Here is a 24747-nt window from a genome sequence, read left to right on the forward strand (position 1 = left end):
CACGGCCCCCCTTCCCCAGCGAGAAAGGCACCGGAGCAGTGAGCACTGACGCCATCGCGGTCATCGGACTGTCCGTGCGGGCCCCCGACGCGGGCGACGCCGACGAGTTCTGGCGCAACCTCCTCGCGGGACGCAACAGCATCCACCGGCTCAGCGAAGAACAACTGCTGGCCGCGGGCGAGGACCCGGCCCTGATCAAGGACCCGCACTACATAGCCGCCCGGCCCCTGCTGGACGACGTGGGCGGCTTCGACCACACCTACTTCGGCATCTCCCCGCGCGAGAGCGAACTGCGCAACCCGCAGCACCGGCTCTTCCTCGAACTGTGCTCGACCGCGCTCCAGCACGCCGGCTACGAACCCTCCCGCTACGACGGGGAGATCGGCGTCTACGGCGGCTGCGCCAGCGACACCTACGTGGACGACCACATCCGCGCCGACCCCGAACTCCTCGCCCAGGTCGGCGACATGGTCGCCCTGGTCTCCAACAACATCGACTACCTGGCCACGTACACGTCCTACCGGCTCGGCCTCGACGGTCCCAGCCTGAATGTGCGCACCGCCTGCTCCACCTCCCTGGTCGCCACCCATCTGGCCTGCCAGGCGCTCCGGCTCGGCGACTGCGACATCGCGCTCGCGGGCGGCGTGGAGATCGAGACGCCGTACGGGCGCGGCTACCGCCATGTGGCCGGTGGCATCGACTCCGCCGACGGGTACTGCCGGCCGCTCGACTCCGAGGCGAGCGGCACGGTCTTCGGCAGCGGCGGCGGTGTGGTGGTCCTCAAGCGGCTCGCCGACGCGCTCGCCGACGGCGACCCGGTGCACGCCGTGATCAGGGGCTCCGCCGTCAACAACGACGGTGCCGCGCGCCCCGGCTTCACCGCGCCCAGCTCCGAGGGGCAGAGCCGGGTCATCGCCGAGGCCCTCGCCGTCGCCGGGGTGGCCCCGGACACCGTGTCGTACGTCGAACTGCACGGCACCGGAACCCAGATGGGCGACCCCGTCGAGGTGCACGGGCTGCACCAGGCCATGCTGGCGGTGGCCGACGGCGAGCTGCGGACCGGAAGTTGCGCGATCGGCTCGGTCAAGTCGAACCTGGGCCATCTGGGTCCGGCCTCCGGCATCGTCGGCCTGATCAAGACGGTGCTGGCACTGCGCCACGAGAGCATCCCGCCCACGATCAACGTGCGTACGCCCAACCCGCAACTGCGCCTGGAGGAAACCCCGTTCAAGGTGGCCGACACGGTGCTGCCCTGGCCGCGCACGGCCGGGGCCCCGCGCCGCGCCGGCGTCAGCTCCTTCGGCTTCGGCGGCACCAACGCCCATGTGGTCCTGGAGGAGGCCCCGAGCCCCGCCCCGCAGCCCGAGCGCCCGGAGCGCACCGAACTGCTGGTGTGGAGCGGCACCGACCGGGAGGCGGAGGGCGCGGTGCGGGCCCGGCTGGCCACGTCGCTGGCCGCGCTGCCGGACGGGGCCGCGGCCGATGTGGCCCTCACCGCGCAGACGGGACGCCGGGCGCTGCCCGTGCGCGCCGCGCTGACCTTCACCCGCCCGGCCGAGGCCGCCCGGCTGCTCGGCGACCCGGACACGGCGCCCACCGCCCTGTCGGACGGCACGCCCCGGCGCCCGGTGTTCGCCCTCCCCGGGCAGGGCTCACAGCATCCACGGGCCGCGGCGGGCCTCGCCGCCGAGCTGCCCGACTTCGACACCCGGGTGCGCGAGTGCCTGGGGATGTTCTCCGACGCCCTCGGCACCGACCTGATCACGATGTGGCAGGAGGAGACCGACCCCGCGGCCGTGGCCCGTACGGTGCACGCCCAACCCCTGTTGTTCAGCGTCGAGTTCGCGCTCGCCCGGAGTCTCGGTGTGCTCGGTGTGGAGCCCGCCGCGCTCGTCGGGCACAGCGTGGGCGAGGTGGTGGCCGCCACGCTCGCCGGGGTGCTGCCGCTCGCGGACGCGGTACGGTTCGTCGCCCGCCGGGCGGAGCTGATGCAGGGCATGCCGCCCGGCCGCATGCTCGCCGTGGCCGCCGGCGAGGACGTGGTGCGCGAGCTGCTCGTCCCCGGGGTCGCGGTGTCCGCCGTCAACGGCCCGGGACAGGTGGTGGTCGGCGGCCCGGCCGAGTCCGTCGCGGCCTTCCGGGAGATCCTCGCCGGGCGCGGGGTGCAGGGCAGGCTGCTGTCCACCTCGCACGCCTTCCACACCCCGATGATGGCGCCCGCGGTCGCGGAACTGACCGATCTGCTGGCGGGCTGCGCGCTGCGCGCCCCGGAGATCCCGGTGCTCTCCGCCGCCACCGGCCGCCCGCTCACGGACGCGCAGGCCACCTCGCCCCGGTTCTGGGCCGAACAGCTGGTGGAACCGGTGCTGTTCGGGCACGCCCTGGACACCCTCGCGGGCGAGGAACCGGCCCGGATCCTCGAAGTGGGCCCGGGACAGGCCCTGTCCAGCCTGATCCGCCGCCACCCCGGACTGCGCGACGCCGGCCATCGCGCCGCCGGCTGCCTGCCCAGGCCCGCCGACGCGGCCGACGGCGACCGGACCGCGTTCCTGACGGCGCTGGCCCACGCGTGGTGCGACGGAGCCGATGTGGAGTGGGAGGCGCTGCCGCGCCCCAAGGACGCGCACCGGGTGGTGCTGCCCGGGTATCCGTACCGGCGGCGGGAGTTCTGGCTGCCGTACGCGGCGGGCGGGCGACCGGCGGCGGCACCCTCCGCGGCAGGGGACGCGCGGGATGTCGTACCGGAGCAGGCCCCGCGCGAGGCCGTACCGGAGGAACCGGCACGGGAGGCCCCGGCCCCCGGGCGTCCCGTCCTCGCGCTGCCCGGCTGGCGGCCCGACCGCCATGTACCGGCCGCCGCGCGCCGCACCCCCGGCAGCCGTGGGCACGCCCTGGTGCTCACCCCCGAAGAGCCGGACGCGGCACGGGAGTTGCTGACCGCCGTCCAACTGGCGGGCTACCGGGCCGTCCCGGTCGCCGAGGGCGATACGTACGAGGCCGCCGACTACCGGGGAACGCTACGGCGCGGACACCCCGAGGACGTCACCGCCTATCTGGACCACCTGGCCCAACACTCCGTGGACGTCAGCCTGTTGGTACACGGCCGCGCCTTCGCCGAGCCACTCCCGGACACGTCAGGCCCGGCGGGCGGGACGTCCCGGACGGCGTTGGACGCATCCCTGTGGTCCCTCGTCGAACTGTTCCAGGCGGCCGCCGGGCGCCGGGACCCGGACAACCGTCCGCTGCCCCTCGCGGTCCTCACCCGGTCCGCCGTGGACGTGACCGGCGCCGAGCCGCTGAGCCCGGCGCGCGCCGCCGCCTGCGCGCTGGCACGGTCGGCGGCGCTGGAGACGGGCGCCGGGCAGGTGCGGCTGATCGATGTCGGCCATGTGCCCGCGGCCGTGCTCGCCGCCGAACTCGCCGCCCCCGCCACGGCCGACGCGGCCGTGGCCCTGCGCGGGGCCCGCCGCTGGCTGCCGGACCGCACGGAGTACCCGGCCGACGGACCGGTCGGCACCCTGCTGGAGGAGCGCGGCGTCTACCTCGTCACCGGCGGGCTCGGCGCCCTCGGGCTCGCGGTGGCCCGGGCGCTGGCCCACACCGGGCTGCGTCCGCGCCTCGCCCTGCTGGGCCGCGGCGCCGACCGGCCCGAGCGGCGAGAGCGGATCGCCTCGACGGTCGCCGCGCTGGAGGCGGCCGGGGCCGAGGTCACGCTGCACGCGGCCGACGTCTGCGACGCGGCGGCCATGCGCGGCGTCTTCGCCGCGCTGCGCGCCCGGTACGGCGCCGTGCACGGTGTGCTGCACACCGCGGGCGTCGCGGGCGGCGGGCTGCTGCGCACCCGTTCCCGGGCGGACATGGAGGCGGTCCTCGCCGCCAAGGTGACCGGCACCCTGGTGCTGCGCGAGCTGGTCGCCACCACACCCGGCGTCCGGTTCCTGACCCTGTTCTCCAGCCGGGCCGCCCTCAACGGCCTGCTGGGCAGCGCCGATTACGCCGCGGCGAACGCCTTCATGGACGCGGTCGCCATCGGCACCCCGCCCGGCGCCCCGGTCTCCGTGAGCGTCAACTGGCCCGCCTGGCACGGCATCGGCATGGCCGGCACCACCCCGGACCACCCGGCACCGGACGGCGGGACCCACTGGCGCACCGTCCTCGCGCCCGACGACTGGCTGGTGGCAGAACACCGCCTCCGGGGACGGGCGTTGCTGCCCGGCGCCGCGTACTTCGACCTCCTCGTACGAGCCGTGCGGGAGGCGGGCGGCGCCGACGGCCTCGACCCCGTCGTCATCGAGGACCTGATGCTGTCCGAGCCGCTCTTCGTCGCGGAGCCGACCGATCTCACCGTCACCCTTACGGAGACCGCCGAGGGTGCCTGGCAGGCGACGGTCCTGGCCGCGACCGGCGGGGCAGCGCCGACCACCCACGCGCGGGCCCGGGTCCGTGTGGACCGCGCCCTGACCGCTGACCGGCCGGGCACCGACCCGGCCACGCTTGGCGCGGGCTGGCCGGCCGTCACCCCCGGGGCGCCCGAGGGCGCGACCACGGAGTTCGTGTTCGGGGAGCGGTTCGGCTGCGTCCGCGCCGCCCACCGGGAGACCGAGGTGACGGTGGGCCGCCTGGAACTGGCCGCCGAGCACCTCGCCGACCTCGACACCCACCCCGTCCACCCGGTCCTGCTCGACCGCTCCCTGGCCCTGAACCTGCCGGCCGGCGACTTCGTGCCGTTCACCTGCCGCAGGGCGGTCGTCTACGGCGAGCTGCCGGGGCGGCTCACGGCCCGTATGGTGCGCCGCCCGGAGCGGACCGGCCGCTCCACCGTGGACGCCGAGCTGTACGACGACCTGGGCCGGGCGGTGGTCGTGGTCAGCGGTTACACCAAGATCGCGCTCACCGGGGAGACACCCGCACCGGCCGTCCGGGGCGTGCCGTCCCCCGAGGAGCCGCCGATCGGACTGACCTCGGGCATCACCCTGGACGAGGGCATCGACGCGCTGATGCGGCTGCTGACCGAGCACGTACCGGCGCAGGTGGCGGTGGTCCCCGCGGAGGAGTGGGCACCGGTCGCACCGGACGACCGGAGCGCCCCGGTCGAAGAGGCCCACGGAATCAGGGCGGCGGCGCCCGAAGCAGTGGTCGTACGACCGGAGTCGCCCGTCGAGGCGGAGCCCGCGCCGCTGCCCCCCGCGCCCGAGCCCGACGACGCCGTCTCCGCCGTCGTACGCCTGCTCGGCGAGACACTCGGCGCGGGTGAGATCAAACCCGACGACGATTTCTTCGCCCTCGGCGGTGATTCGCTCACCGCGGTGCAGCTGGCGTCCCGGCTCCAGGACCGGTTCGGGGTGGCCGTGAGCGTCGCCGACCTCTTCGACGCCCCTACCCCGGCGGCGCTCGCCGAGGTCGTCGTGGCCCGGCGGCAGGAGGCGGGAGCATGAGCACAAGCACGAACACGATGACGGTGTACGACGAGCGCGCGCGGGCCCTGGGCGCCGGTTCGGCCTGGCGGGCCTCGCTCGGGCAGGAGCGGCACTGGGCGTACCAGGCGCGGCTCCCGGAGTCGGCGGCGTTCAACGTGCCGATCGCGGTGCTGCTGCGCGGCCCGGTGGACCTGGACACGCTGGAGCGGGCGCTGCGGGCGGTGGTGACCCGGCACGAGTCGCTGCGGGCGTCCTTCGAAGAGTCGGCGGGACGGCTCAGCGCACTGCTGCACGACCCCGGTGACATCCCCGTGCTCCGCCACGATCTGCGCCCGCTGCCCGAGGCCGAACGGCTGCGGCGGCTGCGGGAGATCGGGACGGCGGAGGCCGCGCGCCCCTTCGAGTTGCGGGCCGAGCCCACCACCCGGGCCCATCTGGTGCGCCTGGCGGCGGAGGAGACGGTGGTGGTCGTCAACTTCCATCACATCGCCTTCGACGGCTGGTCTTCCCCCGTCTTCTTCGAGGACCTGGCGGACCGCTACGACGCGCTGTCGTCGGGGTCGTCCGGGCGCCCGGCGCCCGCGCACCGGTACGTGGACTTCGCGGTGTGGCAGCGCCGCCGGATCGCCCGGGGCCTGCACGATGCCCAACTCGACTACTGGCGCGAGCTGTTGGCCGACCCGGCCCCGCCCCTGCCCTGGCCGCAGGACGGCCGGGACCCCGAATCCCCCTGGTGGGCCGGGGACATGGCGTGGCTGGGGCTGCCGCAGAGCCTGGTCCAGGACGCTCAGCAGGCGGCACGGGCGTGCGGTACGTCGTTCTTCGTCCTGGGGCTCGCCGTCTATCAGTTGGCGCTGCGGCGGCTGACCGGATGCGACCGGCTCGCCGTCGGCACGCCCTTCGCGGGCCGCACCGATCCGCGCTGGGCGGAGGTGGTCGGCTTCTTCGTGAACACGCTGGTGATGCCGTACACGTTCCGGCCCGAGGTGCCGGTGGGCCGGCTGGTGGAGGACACGCACCGCCTGGTCATGGCGGCCCACGAGAACCAGGACCTCCCCTACGGTGTGCTGCTCGACCAGTTGGCGCCGCCGGTGGAGCCGGAGCGCACGCCCTGCTTCCAGACCATGTTCATTCTCCAGAACACCCCGTCCCCCACCCGGAGTTTCGGGTCCGGGACGCTCGCCACGAACAAGCTGGTGACCGGTTCGGCACGCTACGACGTCACGTTCTCGCTGGGCCGGCGGCACGGCGAGCTGGCCCTGGAGCTGGAGAACAGGCCACGGCTCGTCGGACAGGAGACGGCGATCGAGCTGGCGCGTGCGTTCTTCGGCCTGCTGGCGGCCGCGACGGCGGATCTCACCACGCCGGTCGGCGCGCTGGAGCCCGCGCCGGTGCCGCTGTCGGTGCGGCGCCGGGGCGAGCTGGAGCCGGGCGTGGACGGGCTGTTCCGCGGCATGATCGGGGACTGGAGAGCGCCGGTATGACCGCGCGGTTCGCGGGGCGGGTCACCCTCGTCACCGGGGGCGGCTCGGGGATCGGCCGGGCCACGGCGGTGGAGTTCGCCCGCCGGGGAGCGGCGGTCGTGGTGGCCGGTCGTACCGCCGAGAGCCTGAAGCGTACGGTGGCGGCGATCCGGGCGGAGGGCGGCGAGGCGACGGCCGTGCCCTGCGATGTGCGCTCCGAGGACGAGGTGCGCGCTCTGGTCGGCGCCACCGTGGCCGCGTACGGCGCGCTGGACATCGCCTTCAACAACGCGGGCGTCTCCCTGGTCGGCTCGCTCACCGAGTTCTCCGTCGCCGAGTGGGACGAGGTGATCTCGACCAATCTCACCGGCACGTTCCTGCTGATGAAGCACGAGATCATCCAGATGCGGCGGGCCGGTGGGGGCGTCATCGTCAACAACGCGTCGAACGCCGCCCATATGACGGTCCCGCCGCTCGCCGCCTACTCCGCGTCCAAGGCCGCCGTCCTGTCCCTCACCCGGGCCGCGGCACGGGAGTTCCTCCCCGAGGGCGTCCGGATCAACGCGATCTCGCCCGGCCCGGTGGACACCCCCATGTGGGCGACCCGGCCGGGCGAGACCCTGGAGGACCGGCACCGGCGGATGGCGGCGGAGAGTCCGGCCGGGGTGGTGGGTTCCGCCGAGCAGATCGCACGGACCGTGCTGTGGCTGGCCTCGCCGGAGGCGGGGTATGTGGCGGGGCACGATCTGGTGGTGGACGGGGCGATGAGCAGCTGATCGTTTGGATGATGAGCGGATGATAATTGGGGTGATGAGCGGCTGATCCGCTGGATGATGAACGGCTGATCTTGTGAACGGGGCCGCCCGGCGTGCTGGGGGCCGTCCGGCGCAATCCGTACTGCGGGCCGTGGTCCCCCGTGGCACGGTGCTGCCAGACGAGCGGGAAGGCGCGGGGATGGGTGACCTCTTTCTCGTCCGGCATGGTGAGACCGAGTGGTCGCGGTCCGGACGGCACACCGGCTGGACCGACGTACCGCTGACCGAACACGGCCGCCAGGAGGCGCGCCGGCTGGCGCCGCTGATCCGCTCGCACCACATCGGCGCCGCCTTCGTCAGCCCCCTGCGCCGGGCCCGGGAGACCGCCGAGCTGATCGGCGTCCCCGACGCCCGGGTCGACGCCGACCTGCGCGAATGGGACTACGGCGGCTACGAGGGCGTCACCACGCCGGAGATCCAGCGCACCCGCCCCGACTGGTTCCTGTTCACCGACGGCGTCGCGCCGGGCCCGCCCGAGCATCCCGGCGAGAGCCCGGAACAGGTCGGCGAGCGCGCCGATCGCATGCTGGCCAAGGTCGACGCCGCCCTGTGCGACACCGAGGGCGTCGTGCTCCTCGTCGCCCACGGCCACTTCCTGCGCGTCCTGACCGCCCGCCACCTCGGCCTGCCCGCCGGGCACGGCGCCCTGTTCCAACTGGCCACGGGCACGTTGTGCCGCCTCGGCACGGAGCACGGGCGACCGGTGGTGGCGGGGTGGAACATCCGGCCGCCGGGTTGAACGCGGCCGGCGCGGGGTGCCCTCCTCCGAGCCGACCGTCCTCGCGGCCCCCGTTGTCAGACCCTCGTCCTACGCTTCCCTTCGAGTCGCCGAACCGGCGGCCGTACCCGGCGACACCCCGAGGGGAGCGCACCGTGAGCCGAGAGCCGACCGCCGCCCAGCGGCGGGTGATCGAGGCGGCCGACCCGGTCACCGGCCGGTTGCGCGGTACGCAGGCGCAGCTCACGGCGCTGGTCCGGCGGGGCCTCGCCTTCCGGCACCCGCGCCCGCCGCACGACCACTTCCTGACCCCGGCGGGCCATCGAATACGCGAGGGCTCACCCGGGACACCGGAGCGGCAGGAACAGCAGGAGCAACCCCGGCGACCGGCGCCCTCCACCGGTGTCTTCGCGGCTCGCGTCGGCGGGGCGCGGGAGGCGGAGCCGCCCTCGGAGGCCGGGCGGCTGCGGGAGGTGCTCGGTGCGTGGCAGGGCCTGCTGGAGCTGCGCCGGATGACCAACCCGGACGGCTCGACGGACCGCCCGTGCGGCTGGGAACGCGGTCATCTGGTGCGGGCCGCCGCCCTCGCCCTGGAGGCGGCCGGACACCGGCCGGAGACGGCGTCCACCCCCGGCTACCGGGTGCGTACGACCCCGCAGCCGGAGGCGGTCGCCGTGTACGCGCCGGACGCGACGGCCCTGTCGGCCTGCGCGGACACGCTGGAGCGGGCGGGGTGGCAGCCGGGCGAGTACACCGAGCCGCGGACCCGCGCGCGGTACCTGCTGGCGTCCCCGCGCCGCACCTGACCCGGGGACGCCGCTTTCGCCGCGCGTGGAAGGATCACCGGGTGGGCGGCGCCGCCGTACCGGAGCAGCCGCCGCACCGGAGCAAGAGGGGAAAGCCGTGAGCGAACCGTTCTCCGTCCGCGTCACCGTCCGCGGGTACGAGACCGATGTGCAGGGCCATCTGAATCAGGCCGTGTACCTCCAGTACGCCGAGCACGCCCGCTGGTCGCTGCTCCAGGCCGCCGGCATCGGCCAGACCGCTCTGGTGCGCACCGGTGTCGGCCCGGTGGTCCTGGAGACGACGATCCGCTATCGGCGGGAACTCCTCGCCGGTGACGAGGTGGATGTGACCTGCGTCTTCGAGTGGACCTCCGGCAAGACCTTCACGATGCGCCAGGAGATGCGCAAGGCCGACGGCACCCTGGCCGCCGAGGTCACCGGCGTCGGCGGCCTGCTGGACCTGAAGGAACGCAGGCTGGTCGCCGACCCGGCCGAGGTCTTCCGGGAACTCGCCTCCGACCCGGCCCTGTTCGGCCTGTAGCCACGCGGGGGCGGGGCGGGGGCAAGGCATCTCGGTCAGGCGGCGCGGAACGCCCCCTGGTGGTCCTCGGCCCACTGCCGGAAGGACCGGGCGGGGCGGCCCAGCACCCGGGGGACGTCCTCGGTGACCAGCGCGTTGCCGCCGTCACGGACGTACCGCATCCCGGCGAGCGCGTGGTCCGCCCGGGTGTCGTCGAAGCCCCAGACGGTGCGCAGGAACGTCCGGGCCTCGTCCGGCGTCAGATCCCGTGTGCCCACCGGGCGCCCGAGGACCGCGGCGAGGACGGCGGCCTGGCCCGGGACGCTGATCGCCTCGGGGCCGGTCAGCGTGTACGTCCGGCCGCCGTGCCCGGCATCGAGCAGCGCCGCGACGGCCACCTCCGCGATGTCGTGCGGGTCGACGACACCCGAGGCCCCGTCACCGGTGAGGTTGGGCACCGGTTCCCCGGCGCGGACCGCCGCCGCCCAGCCGAGGGAGTTGGCGGCGAAGGAGGACGGCCGCAGCACGGTCCACGCCGCGCCGCTCTCCCGTACGGCCCGCTCCCCTTCCTCGTGCCAGCCGCCGAACCGGCCGACCTCGGGATCACCGGTGCCGATGGCGGAGAGCTTCACCAGCCGCCCGGCACCCGCCGCACGGGCCGCCGACACGAGCGCCGTGTCGTACCGGGCCGCGTCGGGGCCGGGCGGCGTCACCAGGAACACCGCGCTCACCCCGGCCGTCGCGGCGGTCAGGGAACCCGGGTCGGCGTAGTCCCCGCGCACCACCTCCACACCAGGGGGCAGGTCGGCCCGCGCCGGATCCCGGGTGAGCGCCCGTGTCCTCTCCCCGCGCGCCGCGAGCTGTCGTACGACCGCGCCGCCGATGGTGCCCGTGGCACCCGTCACAAGAATCATGCCGTCCACGATGGGCCGGGCGGGGTGCCGGTCTCTTGGAGATTCCGGCACGGTTCGACGGCCCGGCCGGGCCCCCGGCGCGCTTACCGTGGAGGGGTGCCGAACACCATCGCCGGTCAGGCGCCGCCCGCGCCCGAGTCCCTGCGCCCCTGGTTCACCGGGGTGCGCGCGTTCTCCCCCGCCGGGCGGCCCGAGGAGACCCTCGTCCATCTGCCCGCCGCCGCCACCAAGGTGGTGCTGCGAATGCGCGCGGACGGCCGGCGCGATGTGCTCGCCGTGGGCCCGCGTGTGCGGGCCTCGTACCACGCGGGCAAACAGGGCTTCTCCTGCGTCGAGTTGTGGCTCGCGCCGGGCGCGGTCCGGCCGCTGCTGGGCGTCGCGGCCACCGAACTGGTGGGCCGTGCGATCACCTTGCCCGCGCTCCCCGGCGCGGCCGCGTCCCGGCTCGCGGCCGCGCTGCACCGCCTGGATGCGCGCGACCCCCTGCCGGAACTCACCGAGACACTGCCCGCGTCGCTGCCCGCCGTGGACCCCGTCCGTACGGCGCTGCTGCGAGCCGGGGTCGACGCGCTGTCCGTGCACCCGGACCGGGCGCCCGCCCGGGTCCATGAGGTGGCTGGTGAACTGGCCGTCAGCGAACGTCAGTTGCGCAATCTCTTCGCCGACGGCGTCGGTGTCTCCCCCAAGCACTACGCCCGCATCGACCGCGTCCGCACGATCATCACCCGCGCCCCCACCACGCCCTGGTCCCAACTCGCCGCCGCCACCGGCTACTACGACCAGTCCCACATGACCACCGACTTCCGCGCCCTGATGGGCGTCCCACCCCGCGCCTACTTCACCGACCGCCTCCCGGCGCGCTCCTCCTGCGGGGCGCGCCTCGGCTGAGACGCCATGGCGCGCCGGGCCCGTCGTACCGCACGCCACACGGACACACTCGTCCGGAGCACGAAGACGATCTCCGCCCCGTGCTGGTCGATGAACTGAACGATGTGCATCGTCCGTTCCTCCCTCTCTCCATCCAAATCCACTGCTCGGGGCCGCTGTCCGGCCTCGTGACTCCGGTCTAGGGGGCGTACCTGTCCGGCCGGGAGCTCGTTCGGACAGGGCTCGGACAAGGTGGTCGTGAGCTGCGGACGGCGCACGCCGTCCGGGTGTCCGAGGTGTCCGCGTGCGGACATGCGCGGTCGTCGGGCGGACGTGTGCGCCGACCACGTAGGCTCGGTCGACAGGCACGACGGGGTGGAGGGGCGGTATGACGACGAGCCGGGAGCGGAGGCCGTCGACGGGGGGACTCGCGCTGAAGCCCCTCGATCCGCAGGCTCCGGAGCCGATGCGGACGTTGGCTCAGCGGCTGCGGGACCTGCTGGCCGAGGCGGGGTTCACGGGTGTCCGGGACATCGCGGCCACCTGCGGTCTGGGCAGAAGTACCGTCTCCGACGCGCTGTCGGGCTCGCGCGCGCCGACCTGGACCACCGTGGCGGCGCTGCTCAGGGTGGGCGGGGCGGCTGCCAGTACCCGGTGGCAGCGCGCCGTGGAGGAGGCGAAGGAGAGCGAGCGGGAGTGGAAGAGCGCCCGGCGGGGCCGCTCGGACGGCACCGGGGCGGCGGCCCTCGGGATCACGGCGGCCGCGCGCGGGGCGGCCGGTACCGGGCCCGGAACCTTCTCGGTCCGCGCGCCGTACGGTGAACTGCCGGGCCGGGTCCGCGGGCGCGACGAGCTGCTGGCCGCGCTCGAAAGGGACGTGACCGAGGGCTGCGACCGGATCCAGGTGCTGTACGGGCTGGGCGGCTGCGGCAAGACCACCGTGGCCCTGCGGTTGGCACGGTTCGCGCACGGCCTGGGCCACCATGTCTTCTGGATCTCCGGCGCCTCCCGGGACCGGCTCAGCACCGGGATGCGTCAGGTCGCGCGCGAGCTGGGGGTGTCCGAGCACGAGATCGACGCCGCGTGGTCCGGCCGGTCGAGCGCGACCGACCTGGTGTGGCGCGCCCTCGACGGCGCGGAGCGGCCCTGGCTGCTGGTGGTCGACAATCTGGACGAGCAGTCGGTGGCCTCGACCGAGGACGGCATGGTGGGTGACGGCACGGGATGGATCCGGGCCGGCACCGCCGGGCTCACCGTGGTCACGTCACGGATCGGCAATCCGGCGCTGTGGGGCGGCGCGGCGGCCTGCCGTCCGGTGGACACGCTGGCGGCGCAGGACGGTGCGGCCGTCCTGATCGACCTCGCGGGCGAAGCAGGGAGCGAGGCGGATGCTCGGCGGCTCGCGGAACAACTCGGGGGTCTGCCACTGGCGTTGCGGCTGGCCGGTTCGTTCCTCGCCCGGGCACGGCGGGGAATCGGGCTGCTCACCGCGGGAGGCGACGGCGGCCCGGTGCGGGACTTCGCCGGATACATGCGGGAGTTGGAGCGGCTGGGAGCCGAACTGCTCGATCGCGGCGAGCGTTCGGACGGCCTCGCGGACGAACGCCGGCTGCGACGCCTGGTCGGCCGTACCTGGGAGATGAGCCTCGACCTGCTGGCCGGGCAGGGCATACCCGAGGCCCGGCCGCTGATGCGGCTGCTCTCCTGCTTCGGGCGGGCGCCCTTCCCGATGGACCTGTTGCGCGCCGCTCTGGAGAAGGATCCCGAGCTGCTGCCCGGCGACGCGGCACGCTGCGAGGCCGCCATCGAGGCCCTGGTGGACCTGAGCCTGCTGGGCGTGGAGGACATACCACTGGCCTTCGACCACGGGACGGAGTCGGTCGCCGTCCTGACCTGTCTGACGGCCCACCCCCTGGTCCTGGAGACGAACGCCCTCCAGATCCGCAACGCCCCGGAGCGTACCCGGACCCGCCTGTGGCGGTCGGCCTCGGTGATCGCCACCCTGCTGGCCCTGGTCGGGACCGGCCCGGAGACATGGAAGATCTGGCAGCTTCTGATTCCGCATGTGCGGGCGGGCCTGCGCCAGGTGCCCGACGCCCCCGAGGACGCGCTCGTCGCCTTCCTGCGCGCGGGTATGGCGGCGCGCAATTACGCGGCCGGGTCCAACAATCACGCGCTCATGCGGGAATTGGCCTCGGCACTGAGCGAGCGGGCCCCGGCCCTGCCCGAGGGGCATCCGACCCGACTGGCCGCCCGGCGCATCAGCTATGACCACTGGGACGACAGCGACCGCTCCGCCGAGGCGAAGCAGGTGTACGAGGCATACATCCGGCACTACGGCGCCGCCGACGAACGCACGGTGTCGGCCCGCCGGGCGTGGGCGACGGCGCTGCGCCGGGCCGGCCGGGTGGCTGAGGCCGAACGGGAACTGCGCGCGATGGCCGAGGCCGCGCGTCAACTGTCCCAGCCCAAGCCGGTGCTGGTCATCGCCGATCTCGTGCAGGTTCTGGTGAAGCAGGGCAGGGCGGACGAAGCGGCTGAACAGGCACGTGAGTTGCTGGCCGCGCCCGACGGACCGGAAGCCACGCTCGACATCCCCCTCGCCCACCAGGCCGCCCACGCCCTGGATGCCGCGGGTCTGCTCACCGGGGCGGAGACGTACTACCGCAGAATCCTCGTACGGCTGGAGGAAGCCGCCGAGGAGGGCTCGCCGCTCTACCGCGACATGATCCGGCACCTGGCGGACAACCTCGCCCAGCAGGACCGCGCGGACGAGGCGGTGGACCTGCTCGACGGGCTGCTGGACTGGTACCGGGCGAACACCGCCACCGCCACCAACCGCGTCAACACCCTGGTGCGGTTCGCCGAGAAGCGGTCGCGCCTCCAGGTCGTATCGGACCAGCCGGAGCGGGCGGAGGCCGGGCTGCGGGACCTCCTGACCGAGGAGTTCGCGCAGCTCGATCCCGCCGACGCGAACGTGATACGCCTCCGATTCCTGCTGGTGGACGTCCTGCTCGTCCAGAATCGGTGCGCGGAGGCCGAGCGGATGCTGGACGAGGCCGAGAGGGACCTGACCGAGGCAGGCGGCAATCCGGCGGTACCGCAATGGGTCCTGCCCCTGTGGCGGGCCCGCTGCCGCTGTGCGCACGGCAGATGCGACCAGGCCGTGGTGATCTACGACGAACTCCTCGCAGCTGTCGCCGGCCATGAGGAACTCACCGCGACCATCGCGGCGGAGGCCGGTGAATGCCGACAGGCCCTGGCGGACCCGGACCCGCCGCCCGCCCCCACCCTCACTGCACCGGCGCCAGCTCCTCCCCCGCCTCCATCGGATGCGTGACGTCCTGCGCGTCCCGGCCGCGGCCGAGGTGGTTGAAGACCAGGTTGAGCAGGACCGCCGTGACACAGCCGGTGGAGATGCCCGAGTCCAGGACGATCCGGGCGGTGTCCGGGAAGGCGTGGTAGAAGTCCGGGGTCGTGATCGGGACGATGCCGACGGCCAGGGAGACCGCGACGATCAGGACGTTGTTGTCCTTGTCCAGGCCGGCGCGGACCAGGGTCTGGATGCCGCTCGCGGCGACCGAGCCGAAGAGAACGACACCCGCGCCGCCGAGGACGGGGCGGGGGACGACGGCGATCAGGGACGCGGCCGCCGGACACAGGCCCATCAGGACGAGGAAGCCGCCGCCGAAGGCGACCACGAAGCGGCTGCGGATGCGGGTCATGGCGACCAGGCCGATGTTCTGGGCGAAGGCGCTGCACATGAAGCCGTTGAAGAAGGGGCTGAGGGCGGAGCCCAGGGTGTCGGCGCGCAGGCCGGCCGCGATGGTCCGCTCGTCCGAGGGCCGTTCGACGATCTCGCCGAGGGCCAGCATGTCGGCGGTGGACTCGGTCATCGAGACCACCATCACCACGCACATCGACAGGATCGCGGCGACGTGGAACTGCGGGGCACCGAAGTGGAAGGGCGTCGGGAAGCCGATCAGGTCGGCCGACGCGACCGGGGAGAAGTCGGTGGCCCCGAACGGGATCGCGATCAGCGTCCCGGCGACCAGGCCGAGCAGCACCGCGATCTGCTTGACGAACCCCCTGGTGAAGCGGCGCAGCAGCAGCACGATGAGCAGGGTGATGCCGGCCAGGGTGAGGTTGGTGGTCGAGCCGTAGTCATGGGCCGACGGGTCGGGGCCCTGGGCCCAGCCGAAGGCGACCGGGAGCAGGGAGACACCGATCAGGGTGATGACCGTACCGGTGACGACCGGCGGGAAGAAGCGGACGGCCTTGCAGAACACCGGGGCGGCGAGGAAGCCGAGGAGTCCGGCGACCATGACCGCGCCGAAGATCATCGGCAGGGCGTCGGACTTGTCCTTGGCCGAGGCGATGATCGCCGTCATGGGGGCGACCCCGGCGAAGGTGACGCCGTTGACGAAGGGCAATCGGGCGCCGATCTTCCAGACGCCGAGGGTCTGGAGGAACGTGGCGAGCCCCGCGGTGAACAGACAGGCGCCGGTGAGGAAGGTGAGGTCGGTGCCGGACAGACCGGCGGCGGCGCCGACGATCAGGGGCGGGGCGACGACCCCCGCGTACATGGCGGCCACATGCTGGAGGCCGCTGGTCGCCATCTTCAGGGCGGGGAGTTTCTCGTCCACCGGGTGGACGGGGACTGGCGCTGCTTCGGCGGATTGGGCGGACACGGCGGGCTCCTCCGGTCGGTTAAACACGTCGGCTGTGGACGTGGGTGTCAGGGAGGTGGTGCGCGACGGTCGTGCGGGACCGGGGGGACCTCGGGGGTCGTGGACGGGGAACCGTAAGGGTCCTGGTGGGAGCCGTAGGGGTCCTGGTGGGGAACCGTTCCGGGGCGCGCACGCTCGCGCGCGCCCCGGAGCCGGCCGCCATGGGCCCCGCTCGGGTCCACGGCTGCCGGCCGGGAGCCGTCCCTCCCGGCCGGAGTCGGGGGGTCAGCGCTGAGCGGCGAGCTGCGCCAGGCGCCGGGCCTCGTCGCGGGTGGCGCGCGCGACGGCGTCCTCGTCGACGGTCAGCAGGCGTCCGTCCGCCACGATCTGACGGCCGTTCACGAAGGACGCGGTGACCGGGGCGGCCGCGCCGAAGACCAGGGCGGTCACCGGATCGGCGATGGACGCATGGGCCAGGGTGTCCAGCTTCCACAGCACCACGTCGGCCAGCTTGCCCGCCTCCAGCGAGCCGGTCTCGGCGGCCCGGCCGAGGACGCGGGCGCCGCCGTGGGTGCCGAGCCGCAGGGCCTGGCGGGCGTTGAGCGCGGACTCCTTGTGGGCGCCGAGCCGGTTGATGAGCAGGGCGTTGCGCAGCTCGGTGTGGAGTTCGCCGGACTCGTTGGAGGCGGTGCCGTCGACGCCGAGGCCGACCGGGACACCGGCGGCGAGCATGTCCGGGACCCGGGCGATGCCCGCGGCGAGCCGGGCGTTGGACGAGGGGCAGTGGGCGACGCCGGTACCGGTGCGGGCGAAGGCGGCGATGTCGGAGTCGTTCATATGGACGCAGTGCGCCATCCACACGTCCTCGCCCAGCCAGCCGGTGGACTCGAAGTAGTCGGTCGGGCCCATCCCGAACAACTCGTGGCAGAACTTCTCCTCCTCCACGGTCTCCGAGCCGTGCGTGTGCAGCCGTACGCCGAGCCGACGGGCCAACTCGGCCGCGTTGCGCAGCAGTTCGGTGGAGACGGAGAAGGGGGAGCAGGGGGCGACGGCGACCTGGGTCATGGCGTCGAAGGAGGGGTCGTGGTGCTCCTTGACGGTGGCCTCGGTCGCGGCGAGCGCGCCGTCCAGGCTCTCCACGGCGAAGTCCGGGGGCAGTCCGCCGTCCGACTCGCCGCGGTCCATGGAGCCGCGGGCGAGGGTGAAGCGGACGCCCGTCTCGTGGGCGGCGCGGATGATCGCGCCGGACAGGTCGCCGGTGCCGCGCGGGTAGACGTAGTGGTGGTCCATGGCGGTGGTGACCCCGCCGCGGGCCATCATGGCGAGCGAGCCCCGGGCCGCCGTGTAGGCCATGGGTTCGTCGATGCGCGCCCAGATCGGGTAGAGCGCCACCAGCCAGTCGAACAGGTTGTGGTCGGTGGCCAGGCCCCGGGTGATCCACTGGTAGAAGTGGTGGTGGGTGTTGATCAGGCCGGGGGTCGCGAGATGTCCGGTGGCGTCGATCCGGCGGACCACGTTCTCCAGGCCCTCGGGTGCCGATCCCGCGCCGAGCGCCTCGATGCGGTTGCCGGCGAGGACGAGGTACCCGGAGGCGTACTCGGTGTCGTCGGCGTCGACGGTCGCGATCGAACAGTTCTCGATGACGATGCGCTGGGCTGCTGCCATGGTGCGTCCTTTTCGCTCAGCGGACTTCTGTGGGGAGGGCACGGCAGGACCCTGGGGAGATTTGAGTGCCGCGGCCGGGCTCCGGTGGGGGTGGTACCCCGGCCGCGGGTGCCGAAAAGGAGGTCGATCAGGTGCGGGGGGTGAATCAGAGGTTGGTGAGGTCCACCGGGATCCGCGGTTCGCAGCCGTCCCGCAGGATCGTCGCCTCGATCAGGCCGTAGGGCCGGTCGGCGGCGAAGTAGACCTCGTTGTCGTTCTTGAGCCCGAACGGCTCCAGGTCGACCAGGAAGTGGTGCTTGTTCGGCAGTGAGAAGCGGACCTCGTCGATCTCGCTGCGGTGGTTGATGATGCGCGCACCCATCTGGTACATCGTCTGCTGGAGGGAGAGCGAGTAGGTCTCCGCGAACGCCTGGAGCATGTGCTTCTTGACCTGCTCGTACGACTTCTCCCAGTGCGGCATCTTCTGCTCGTCGTCGGTCCAGTTGAACCGCCAGCGGCCGGAGACGGAGGTCGCCAGGATGCGGTCGTGGGCCTCCTGGAGGGTCGTGTACTTGTCCTTGACGTAGCCCCAGAACTCGGAGTTGGTCGAGTTCATGACGGTGAGGTCCTTGAGGCCGGAGACAACCTCCCAGGACGAGCCGTCGTAGGTGATCTGGGTCAGCCGGGTCTCCTGGCCCTTGCGGACGAAGGAGTGCTTGACCTCGTCGGCGCCGATGAACTGGGAGTTCGCCTCTGAGGTGGCGATCCGCTCCCAGGCGTACTCCTCGATCCGGATCCGGGCGCGCTGGATCGGCTCCTGCGAGGTGACGAAATGCCGGGCGAGATGGATGCCGAACTGCTCGGCGGACTCGATGCCGTGCTCCTTGGCGAACGCGAACACCGTGTTCTTGGTGGTGTCGGTCGGCAGCACATGGGCGTTGGAGCCGGAGTAGTGGACGTCCTCCATGTCACCGCTCAGCGCCACCGAGACGTTGAGGTCCTTGATGTGATGGGTGGCGCCGTCCCGCGTGATCTTGACGACTCGGTTCTCGGCCTTGCCGTACTGGTTCTGTCCCAGGATCACAGGGCGGCCAGGGCGGGAATTGACGGTCATATAGCTAGCTCCCTCGGTAAACGGAGTAGCCGAACGGGTTGAGCAGCAGCGGTACGTGGTAGTGCTCGCCCGGTACGACGGCGAAGGTGATCGCCACCTCGGGGAAGAACACGGCCGGTCCGCTGTCCCGATTCGCGGGGGCGTCCTGCTGCGCATCGGCTTGCTGGTTCGCTGATTGCTCTCGGAAATACGGCTCCACGGCGAAGTCGAGCCGTACCTGGGTGGTACCCACCGGTGGCGTCGGCAGGTCCTTGCACCGGCCGTCGGTGTCGGTCGCGGAGCCGCCGAGCGCCTGCCAGTCCGCGTCTCCGCCCGGCCGGGCGGAGAGGTGGACGGCGACGCCCGCGGCGGGGCGGCCGATCGAGGTGTCCAGGATGTGCGTGGACACGGAGGCGGTGGTGCTGGTGCTCATGGGTCAGGCGTCCTCTTCGACGAGTCGGGCCAGTCGGATGCGGTTGATCTTCCCCAGCTCGGTGCGGACGATCTCCCGCTCCCGCTCCGGCGCGTTGCCCAGCCGCTCCTTGACCGCGTCCCGCATCCGCTCGCCGGTCAGACCGGTGGCGCAGATCAGGAAGACATGCCCGAACTTCTCCTGGTAGGCCAGGTTGAGTTCGAGCATCTCGGCCTTGAGTTCCTCAGGCGCGCCGGCCATGCCGCGCTGCTCGCGGGCGGAGGCCGGATCGCCCGGCCGGGGCCGCCCGATCGGCGGGTGCCCGGCCATCGCCTCCGCCAGATCGGCGGCGGTCAGCTCGGCCAGGGCGGCATCGCTCGCGGCGTAGAGCGCGTCGGCGGTGGCGTAGGGGCGGGCGGCGGTCAGCCGTCGCACCCATGTCATGGAGGCGCACGCCTCGTGCAGGGCGGCGACGGCCGCCCGCTCCTCCAGATCGTTGAACCGGGCCAGGCCCGGGGGCGTGAAAGTCGACGTCACGGGAGCCTCCGTGGCCGGATTCGGCCTATGTGCTGAACGGGCTGCCGATAGCTAACGCCCCCGGAAACGCCACGTCAACACTTTGTTGAAAAATCTGCGTTACGAGGCGTTACGGACGACGGCGGCCCCCGGCGGCCTCAGCTGCCCTTCTCTCGGTTGAGGTAGTTGTAGACGGTGAAGCGGCTGACGCCCAGCGCGCTCGCCACGGTCTCCACTCCGTGCCGCACGGCGAAGGCGCCCCGCGCCTCCAGTATCCGCACGACCTCCTGCTTGGCCCTGCGGTCCAGGTCGGACAGCGGCCGCCCCTCCCTGCGCTCCATCGCGGCGAGGATGTGATCGAGGGAGTCGGCGAGCTGGGGCAGTCGTACGGCGACGACGTCGGCGCCCTCCCAGGCGAGCACGACATCCTCCGGGCCGGCCTCGTCGGGCGGCACCATCGTCCCGCCCATGGCGTCGACCAGCGGCTTCACGGCCGCGATGAAGGGCTCCTCCCCGGTCATCTATCGCCCTCCCCGTCACCACGGCCGCCCCCGTCGCCGTCATCGCCCTCGTCGCCCAGCACATTGACCTGGAGCGAGATCCGGGTGGCGCCGGCCGCGAGGCTCCTGCGCAGCAGCGCGTCCACCGCGGTGAGCACGCGCTCGGCGCCGCCCTCGGCGGTGTTGCCGAACGGGCCGACGTCCACGGCGTCCAGGGCCGCGGTCTCGATGACCTCGCGCGCCGCCAGGGCATGCGCGGGGGCCTCTTCCAGGTCGAAGGGTTCGGTCGTGAACTCCACTCTCAATCGCACGCGCACAACCTAACGCGCCGTGTGCGCCCCGGGGTGCCCCCGCGGGAACCGACCCCCGGACCCCCTTGACAAGGACCGACACACGGCGGCAATCTTCCAATACGCAGAAACGAACTTCCGTAATGCGGAAATACTACCACGGAAGGGAGCGCGGACCGACATGCCAGGTTTCGACTGGGGCACAGCCGCAGACCAGCGCTTCAACGTCAACCTGTCGATCCTCTTCACGGAACTCCCGCTCCTGGAGCGCCCCGCGGCCGCTGCCGCGGCGGGCTTCACCGCGGTCGAGCTGTGGTGGCCCTGGGTCGACTCACCCACCCCCGAGCAGTCCCGCCTCGACGCCCTGAAACGGGCGATCGAGGACGCGGGCGTACGACTGACGGGGCTGAACTTCTACGCCGGGCAGCTTCCGGGCCCGGACCGCGGCGCCCTGTCCGTCCCCGGCGAGGAGTCCGAGCGGTTCCGCGCCAATATCGAGGTGACCGCGGACTTCGCGGCATCCTTCGGCTGCACGGCGCTCAACGCGCTCTACGGCAACCGCGTGGACGGCGTGGACCCGGCCGAGCAGGACGCGCTCGCCCTGGAGAACCTGGTCCTCGCGGCCCGCGCCGCCGACCGGATCGGCGCGACACTGCTGATCGAGGCGCTGAACGCGCCCGAGTCGCCGCGCTATCCGCTGGTGTCGGCGCCGGCCGCCGTCGAGGTCGTCGACCGGGTCAACGCGGCGACGGGCCTCCAGAACGCGTCGTTCCTGATGGACCTGTACCACCTGGCCATGAACGGCGAGGACCTGCCCGCGGTGATCGACCGGTACGCGGCGCGGACCGGCCATGTCCAGATCGCCGACAACCCTGGCCGCGGCGCCCCCGGCACGGGCTCGCTCCCGCTGGCGGAGCTGCTCGACCGGCTGCGGAAGGCCGGCTACGAGGGCTGGGTGGGCCTGGAGTACAAGCCGGGCGACCGCCCGAGCGCCGAGGCCTTCGACTGGCTCCCCCGCGAGGCGCGCCCGGCGCGCTGAACTCCCCAGACTTCGCACGGCAGTTGAGAGAGGCAACCCCCGAACATGAGCAAGACACTCCCGAAGATCGCCTGGATCGGCCTCGGCATCATGGGCTCCCCCATGTCCGAGAACCTGATCAAGGCGGGTTACGACGTCACCGGCCACACCCTGGAACAGGCGAAGCTGGACCGGCTGGCCGCCGCCGGCGGCACCGCGGCCCCCTCGATCGCCGAGGCCGTGCGGGACGCCGATGTGGTGATCACGATGGTGCCCGCGTCCCCGCAGGTGGAGGCCATCGCCTACGGCCCGGACGGCATCCTGGAGAACGTCCGCCCCGGCACCCTGCTGATCGACATGTCCTCGATCACCCCGGGGACCTCGATCGAGCTGGCGGCCGCCGCGAAGGAGAAGGGCGTCCGGGTGCTGGACGCCCCGGTGTCCGGCGGCGAGGCCGGTGCGGTCGAGGCGGTGCTGTCCATCATGGTCGGCGGTGAGCAGGCCGACTTCGACGAGGCGAAGCCCCTCTTCGAGGCGCTCGGCAGGACCATCGTGCTGTGCGGCCCGCACGGCTCGGGGCAGACCGTGAAGGCGGCCAACCAGCTGATCGTCGCCGTCAACATCCAGGCGTGCGCCGAGGCCGTGGTCTTCCTGGAGAAGTCCGGCGTGGACCTCGCCGCCGCGCTCGATGTGCTGAACGGGGGCCTCGCGGGCTCGACGGTGCTGACCCGCAAGAAGGACAACTTCCTGAACCGGGACTTCGCGCCGGGCTTCCGGATCGATCTGCACCACAAGGACATGGGCATCGTGACCGACGCCGCCCGCAGCGTGGGCGCGGCCCTGCCGGTCGGCGCCGTGGTCGCCCAGCTGGTGGCGTCGCTGCGCGCCCAGGGCGACGGAGGCCTGGACCACTCGGCCCTGCTGCGGTCGGTGGAACGGCTCTCGGGCGCCCAGGTCTGACGCCTCGCCAGGACCGGCCCCCGGGCCCCCTTCGAGACTTCCGGGTCGCGGTGCCGCTGACACCTGTCCCGTCGCGCCCAAGTGGTACCGCGGCCCGGAACCAAATTCAACAAACTGTTGACGCCCCGTTCACCCCACTTCTAGGCTCCACGCAGACTTCTAGGCTCCACAAAGCGGAAGACGATTTCCGCTGCCACCCGCATGGAAGGTCCACGATGTCGCAGCGCGTGCTCACGACAGAGTCCGGCGCCCCGGTCGCCGACAACCAGAACTCCGCCACCGCCGGCGTCGGTGGCCCGCTCCTGCTCCAGGACCAGCACCTCCTGGAGAAGCTCGCGCGCTTCAACCGCGAGCGGATCCCGGAGCGGGTGGTGCACGCCCGGGGCTCCGGCGCGTACGGCCACTTCGAGGTGACCGACGACGTCACCGCGTACACCCACGCCGCCTTCCTCGGCGAGATCGGCAAGCGCACCGAGGTGTTCGCGCGGTTCTCCACGGTCGCGGACAACCTCGGCGGCGCGGACGCGGTGCGCGACCCGCGCGGCTTCGCGCTCAAGTTCTACACCGAGGAGGGGAATTACGACCTCGTCGGCAACAACACCCCGGTGTTCTTCATCAAGGACCCGCTGAAGTTCCCCGACTTCATCCACTCGCAGAAGCGGGACCCGTTCACCGGCAAGCAGGAGCCGGACAACGTCTGGGACTTCTGGGCGCACGCCCCCGAGGCCACGCACCAGGTGACCTGGCTGATGGGCGACCGCGGCATTCCGGCGTCGTACCGGCACATGAACGGCTACGGCTCGCACACCTACCAGTGGACGAACGCGGCCGGAGATGCCTTCTTCGTCAAGTACCACTTCAAGACCAACCAGGGCATCCGCTGCCTGTCCACCGAGCAGGCGCAGGAGCTGGCGGGCAAGGACCCCAACTCCCACCAGACGGACCTGCTCCAGGCGATCGAGCGGGGCGTGCACCCCTCGTGGACGCTGTACGCGCAGATCATGCCGGCGGCGGACGCGGCGGAGTACCGCTTCAACCCGTTCGACCTGACGAAGGTCTGGCCGCACCGGGACTACCCGCTCCAGCGGGTGGGCCGCCTGGTCCTGGACCGCAACCCGGACAACGTCTTCGCCGAGGTCGAGCAGGCCGCGTTCTCCCCGAACAACTTCGTCCCCGGCATCGGTCCCTCGGCGGACAAGATGCTCCAGGGCCGGCTGTTCGCCTACGCGGACGCCCACCGGTACCGGCTGGGCGTCAACCACACCCAGCTCGCCGTGAACGCGCCCCGGGCGACGACGGCGGACAACTACGGGCGCGACGGTCTGATGGCGGCCAACTCCCAGGGCCGGTACGCCAAGAACTACGAGCCGAACTCGTACGACGGCCCCGCCGAGACCGGCCGCCCGCTCGCGGCGCCGCTGCCCGTCACCGGCCACACCGGCACCCATGCCGCGCCGCAGCACACCAAGGACGACGACTTCTACCAGGCGGGCGAGCTGTACCGGCTGATGTCCGAGGAGGAGAAGCGGCGCCTGGTCGCGAACATCTCCGGGGGTCTCGCCCAGGTCTCCCGTGACGATGTGATCGAGAAGAACCTCGCGCACTTCCACGCGGCCGACCCTGAGTACGGCAGGCGCGTACGGGAAGCGGTCGAGGCCCTGCGCGAGGACTGAGGGCATCGATCAGCAGGCGGCGTGCGGGGTCTGACGGGAGGTCATACCCGCGCACGCGGCCCGCGCCGCACCGGACGGCCCGGTTTGAGGGGTGGCCGTCCGGGGCGGACGCGGGCAGGGCGAGGACCGCGGCGGCGTGCGAGCCAGTGCGGTGGTCAAGGTGCCGGGCCTCTTCTCGACCAGAGTGAAGAGACCCCGTCGCCATCACACCCCCGCGGTCCCACCCACCCACACCCGTCCGGCGGCGCGACCTACCTGTCGCGCCCAGCGCCGCGCCGCCGGACGGCACCACCAGCACGCTCCCTACGCCGGGCCGAGGCCCACGGCGAGGGAGCGTTCGGCGTTGTCCACGAGGTCCTGCGACGCGCAGGTCACCCGGGGCCGCCGAAGATCCGGCTCCGGGCGGCCGGCGGTACGGCGCCGCGGTTCGGCGGCCTGGTGGATCAGCCGCCCGTCGTGGCCGGCGTGCACG

20 protein-coding genes are annotated in these 24747 nt (G+C 72.9%); 11 read left to right on the forward strand and 9 right to left on the reverse strand.

The features are described 5' to 3' along the window. Positions 1-38: 38 nt before the first annotated feature. From HEP81_RS08905 to HEP81_RS08930, 6 genes are all read left to right on the forward strand, one after another. Positions 39-5435 (forward strand): type I polyketide synthase, encoded by a 5397-nt coding sequence (locus HEP81_RS08905; protein WP_037657859.1) that lies wholly within the window; start codon positions 39-41, stop codon positions 5433-5435. Continuing rightward, complete coding sequence (locus HEP81_RS08910; protein WP_037657861.1) at positions 5432-6901, forward strand: condensation domain-containing protein; 1470 nt, start codon at positions 5432-5434, stop codon at positions 6899-6901. Before HEP81_RS08905 ends, HEP81_RS08910 begins: the two co-directional genes overlap by 4 nt. Further along, positions 6898-7656, forward strand: coding sequence for an SDR family NAD(P)-dependent oxidoreductase (locus tag HEP81_RS08915; protein ID WP_037657862.1), 759 nt, complete (start codon positions 6898-6900; stop codon positions 7654-7656). Before HEP81_RS08910 ends, HEP81_RS08915 begins: the two co-directional genes overlap by 4 nt. 178 nt (positions 7657-7834) lie before the next feature. After that, entirely contained in the window at positions 7835-8434 is a 600-nt protein-coding gene (locus tag HEP81_RS08920) for a histidine phosphatase family protein (protein WP_037657864.1), read from the forward strand. A gap of 134 nt (positions 8435-8568) precedes the next feature. Continuing rightward, complete coding sequence (locus HEP81_RS08925) at positions 8569-9219, forward strand: hypothetical protein (RefSeq protein WP_037657866.1); 651 nt, start codon at positions 8569-8571, stop codon at positions 9217-9219. A gap of 97 nt (positions 9220-9316) precedes the next feature. Then, positions 9317-9739, forward strand: a complete 423-nt coding sequence (locus HEP81_RS08930; protein ID WP_037657868.1) for an acyl-CoA thioesterase — start codon at positions 9317-9319, stop codon at positions 9737-9739. A 35-nt stretch (positions 9740-9774) separates the two neighbouring features. Here HEP81_RS08930 and HEP81_RS08935 read toward each other — a convergent pair whose 3' ends face one another. Then, positions 9775-10632, reverse strand: coding sequence for an NAD(P)H-binding protein (locus tag HEP81_RS08935; RefSeq protein ID WP_037657981.1), 858 nt, complete (start codon positions 10630-10632; stop codon positions 9775-9777). A gap of 96 nt (positions 10633-10728) precedes the next feature. Between HEP81_RS08935 and HEP81_RS08940 the strand changes: the two genes are divergently transcribed. Then, positions 10729-11520, forward strand: a complete 792-nt coding sequence (locus HEP81_RS08940; RefSeq protein ID WP_037657870.1) for an AraC family transcriptional regulator — start codon at positions 10729-10731, stop codon at positions 11518-11520. A 367-nt stretch (positions 11521-11887) separates the two neighbouring features. Next, entirely contained in the window at positions 11888-14839 is a 2952-nt protein-coding gene (locus tag HEP81_RS08945) for a hypothetical protein (protein ID WP_157854479.1), read from the forward strand. On the opposite strand, the gene HEP81_RS08950 is transcribed toward HEP81_RS08945, so the two are convergent. The 7 genes from HEP81_RS08950 to HEP81_RS08980 all read right to left on the reverse strand — a co-directional run bounded on the left by HEP81_RS08950 (position 14793) and on the right by HEP81_RS08980 (position 20645). After that, complete coding sequence (locus tag HEP81_RS08950; RefSeq protein WP_259332343.1) at positions 14793-16190, reverse strand: nucleobase:cation symporter-2 family protein; 1398 nt, start codon at positions 16188-16190, stop codon at positions 14793-14795. The genes HEP81_RS08945 and HEP81_RS08950 overlap by 47 nt on opposite strands. Positions 16191-16454: 264 nt before the next feature. Further along, on the reverse strand, positions 16455-17834 hold the full coding sequence (locus tag HEP81_RS08955) for an 8-oxoguanine deaminase (RefSeq protein WP_037657876.1): 1380 nt from the start codon (positions 17832-17834) through the stop codon (positions 16455-16457). Positions 17835-17979: 145 nt separating this feature from the next. Then, positions 17980-18927 (reverse strand): factor-independent urate hydroxylase, encoded by a 948-nt coding sequence (pucL, locus tag HEP81_RS08960; protein WP_037657878.1) that lies wholly within the window; start codon positions 18925-18927, stop codon positions 17980-17982. Between the two features lie 4 nt (positions 18928-18931). Beyond that, positions 18932-19339, reverse strand: coding sequence for a hydroxyisourate hydrolase (uraH, locus tag HEP81_RS08965; protein ID WP_037657880.1), 408 nt, complete (start codon positions 19337-19339; stop codon positions 18932-18934). Between the two features lie 3 nt (positions 19340-19342). Further along, entirely contained in the window at positions 19343-19855 is a 513-nt protein-coding gene (uraD, locus tag HEP81_RS08970; protein ID WP_037657882.1) for a 2-oxo-4-hydroxy-4-carboxy-5-ureidoimidazoline decarboxylase, read from the reverse strand. A gap of 137 nt (positions 19856-19992) precedes the next feature. Further along, the gene (locus HEP81_RS08975) at positions 19993-20355 is read right to left on the reverse strand and encodes a helix-turn-helix domain-containing protein (RefSeq protein WP_037657884.1); all 363 of its coding nucleotides are present in this window, start codon (positions 20353-20355) and stop codon (positions 19993-19995) included. Further along, complete coding sequence (locus tag HEP81_RS08980; RefSeq protein ID WP_078967474.1) at positions 20352-20645, reverse strand: hypothetical protein; 294 nt, start codon at positions 20643-20645, stop codon at positions 20352-20354. The genes HEP81_RS08975 and HEP81_RS08980 overlap by 4 nt, the downstream gene beginning before the upstream one ends. 160 nt (positions 20646-20805) lie before the next feature. Between HEP81_RS08980 and HEP81_RS08985 the strand changes: the two genes are divergently transcribed. The 3 genes from HEP81_RS08985 to HEP81_RS08995 all read left to right on the forward strand — a co-directional run bounded on the left by HEP81_RS08985 (position 20806) and on the right by HEP81_RS08995 (position 24275). Continuing rightward, the gene (locus tag HEP81_RS08985) at positions 20806-21663 is read left to right on the forward strand and encodes a TIM barrel protein (RefSeq protein WP_037657888.1); all 858 of its coding nucleotides are present in this window, start codon (positions 20806-20808) and stop codon (positions 21661-21663) included. 45 nt (positions 21664-21708) lie between these two features. Beyond that, positions 21709-22602 (forward strand): 2-hydroxy-3-oxopropionate reductase, encoded by an 894-nt coding sequence (locus HEP81_RS08990; RefSeq protein ID WP_037657889.1) that lies wholly within the window; start codon positions 21709-21711, stop codon positions 22600-22602. A 215-nt stretch (positions 22603-22817) separates the two neighbouring features. After that, a complete protein-coding gene (locus HEP81_RS08995; protein ID WP_037657890.1) occupies positions 22818-24275 on the forward strand; it encodes a catalase in 1458 nt (485 codons plus the stop codon). Positions 24276-24578: 303 nt separating this feature from the next. Here the strand turns inward: HEP81_RS08995 and HEP81_RS09000 are convergent, their stop codons facing one another. After that, positions 24579-24746, reverse strand: coding sequence for a hypothetical protein (locus HEP81_RS09000; protein WP_157854481.1), 168 nt, complete (start codon positions 24744-24746; stop codon positions 24579-24581). Position 24747: the final 1 nt, after the last annotated feature.

Source organism: Streptomyces griseofuscus, assembly GCF_014673495.1.
Classification (GTDB): Bacteria; Actinomycetota; Actinomycetes; order Streptomycetales; family Streptomycetaceae; genus Streptomyces; species Streptomyces murinus.

Excerpts from the sequence above, each read along its gene's own strand:
- HEP81_RS08990 (WP_037657889.1), top strand. The coding sequence starts at position 21,709 with ATGAGCAAGACACTCCCGAAGATCGCCTGGATCGGCCTCGGCATCATG.
- HEP81_RS08935 (WP_037657981.1), bottom strand. The coding sequence starts at position 10,632 with ATGATTCTTGTGACGGGTGCCACGGGCACCATCGGCGGCGCGGTCGTA.
- HEP81_RS08910 (WP_037657861.1), top strand. The coding sequence starts at position 5,432 with ATGAGCACAAGCACGAACACGATGACGGTGTACGACGAGCGCGCGCGG.
- HEP81_RS08975 (WP_037657884.1), bottom strand. The coding sequence starts at position 20,355 with ATGACCGGGGAGGAGCCCTTCATCGCGGCCGTGAAGCCGCTGGTCGAC.
- HEP81_RS08920 (WP_037657864.1), top strand. The coding sequence starts at position 7,835 with ATGGGTGACCTCTTTCTCGTCCGGCATGGTGAGACCGAGTGGTCGCGG.
- pucL (WP_037657878.1), bottom strand. The coding sequence starts at position 18,927 with ATGACCGTCAATTCCCGCCCTGGCCGCCCTGTGATCCTGGGACAGAAC.
- HEP81_RS08915 (WP_037657862.1), top strand. The coding sequence starts at position 6,898 with ATGACCGCGCGGTTCGCGGGGCGGGTCACCCTCGTCACCGGGGGCGGC.
- HEP81_RS08955 (WP_037657876.1), bottom strand. The coding sequence starts at position 17,834 with ATGGCAGCAGCCCAGCGCATCGTCATCGAGAACTGTTCGATCGCGACC.
- uraH (WP_037657880.1), bottom strand. The coding sequence starts at position 19,339 with ATGAGCACCAGCACCACCGCCTCCGTGTCCACGCACATCCTGGACACC.
- HEP81_RS08995 (WP_037657890.1), top strand. The coding sequence starts at position 22,818 with ATGTCGCAGCGCGTGCTCACGACAGAGTCCGGCGCCCCGGTCGCCGAC.
- HEP81_RS08985 (WP_037657888.1), top strand. The coding sequence starts at position 20,806 with ATGCCAGGTTTCGACTGGGGCACAGCCGCAGACCAGCGCTTCAACGTC.
- HEP81_RS08945 (WP_157854479.1), top strand. The coding sequence starts at position 11,888 with ATGACGACGAGCCGGGAGCGGAGGCCGTCGACGGGGGGACTCGCGCTG.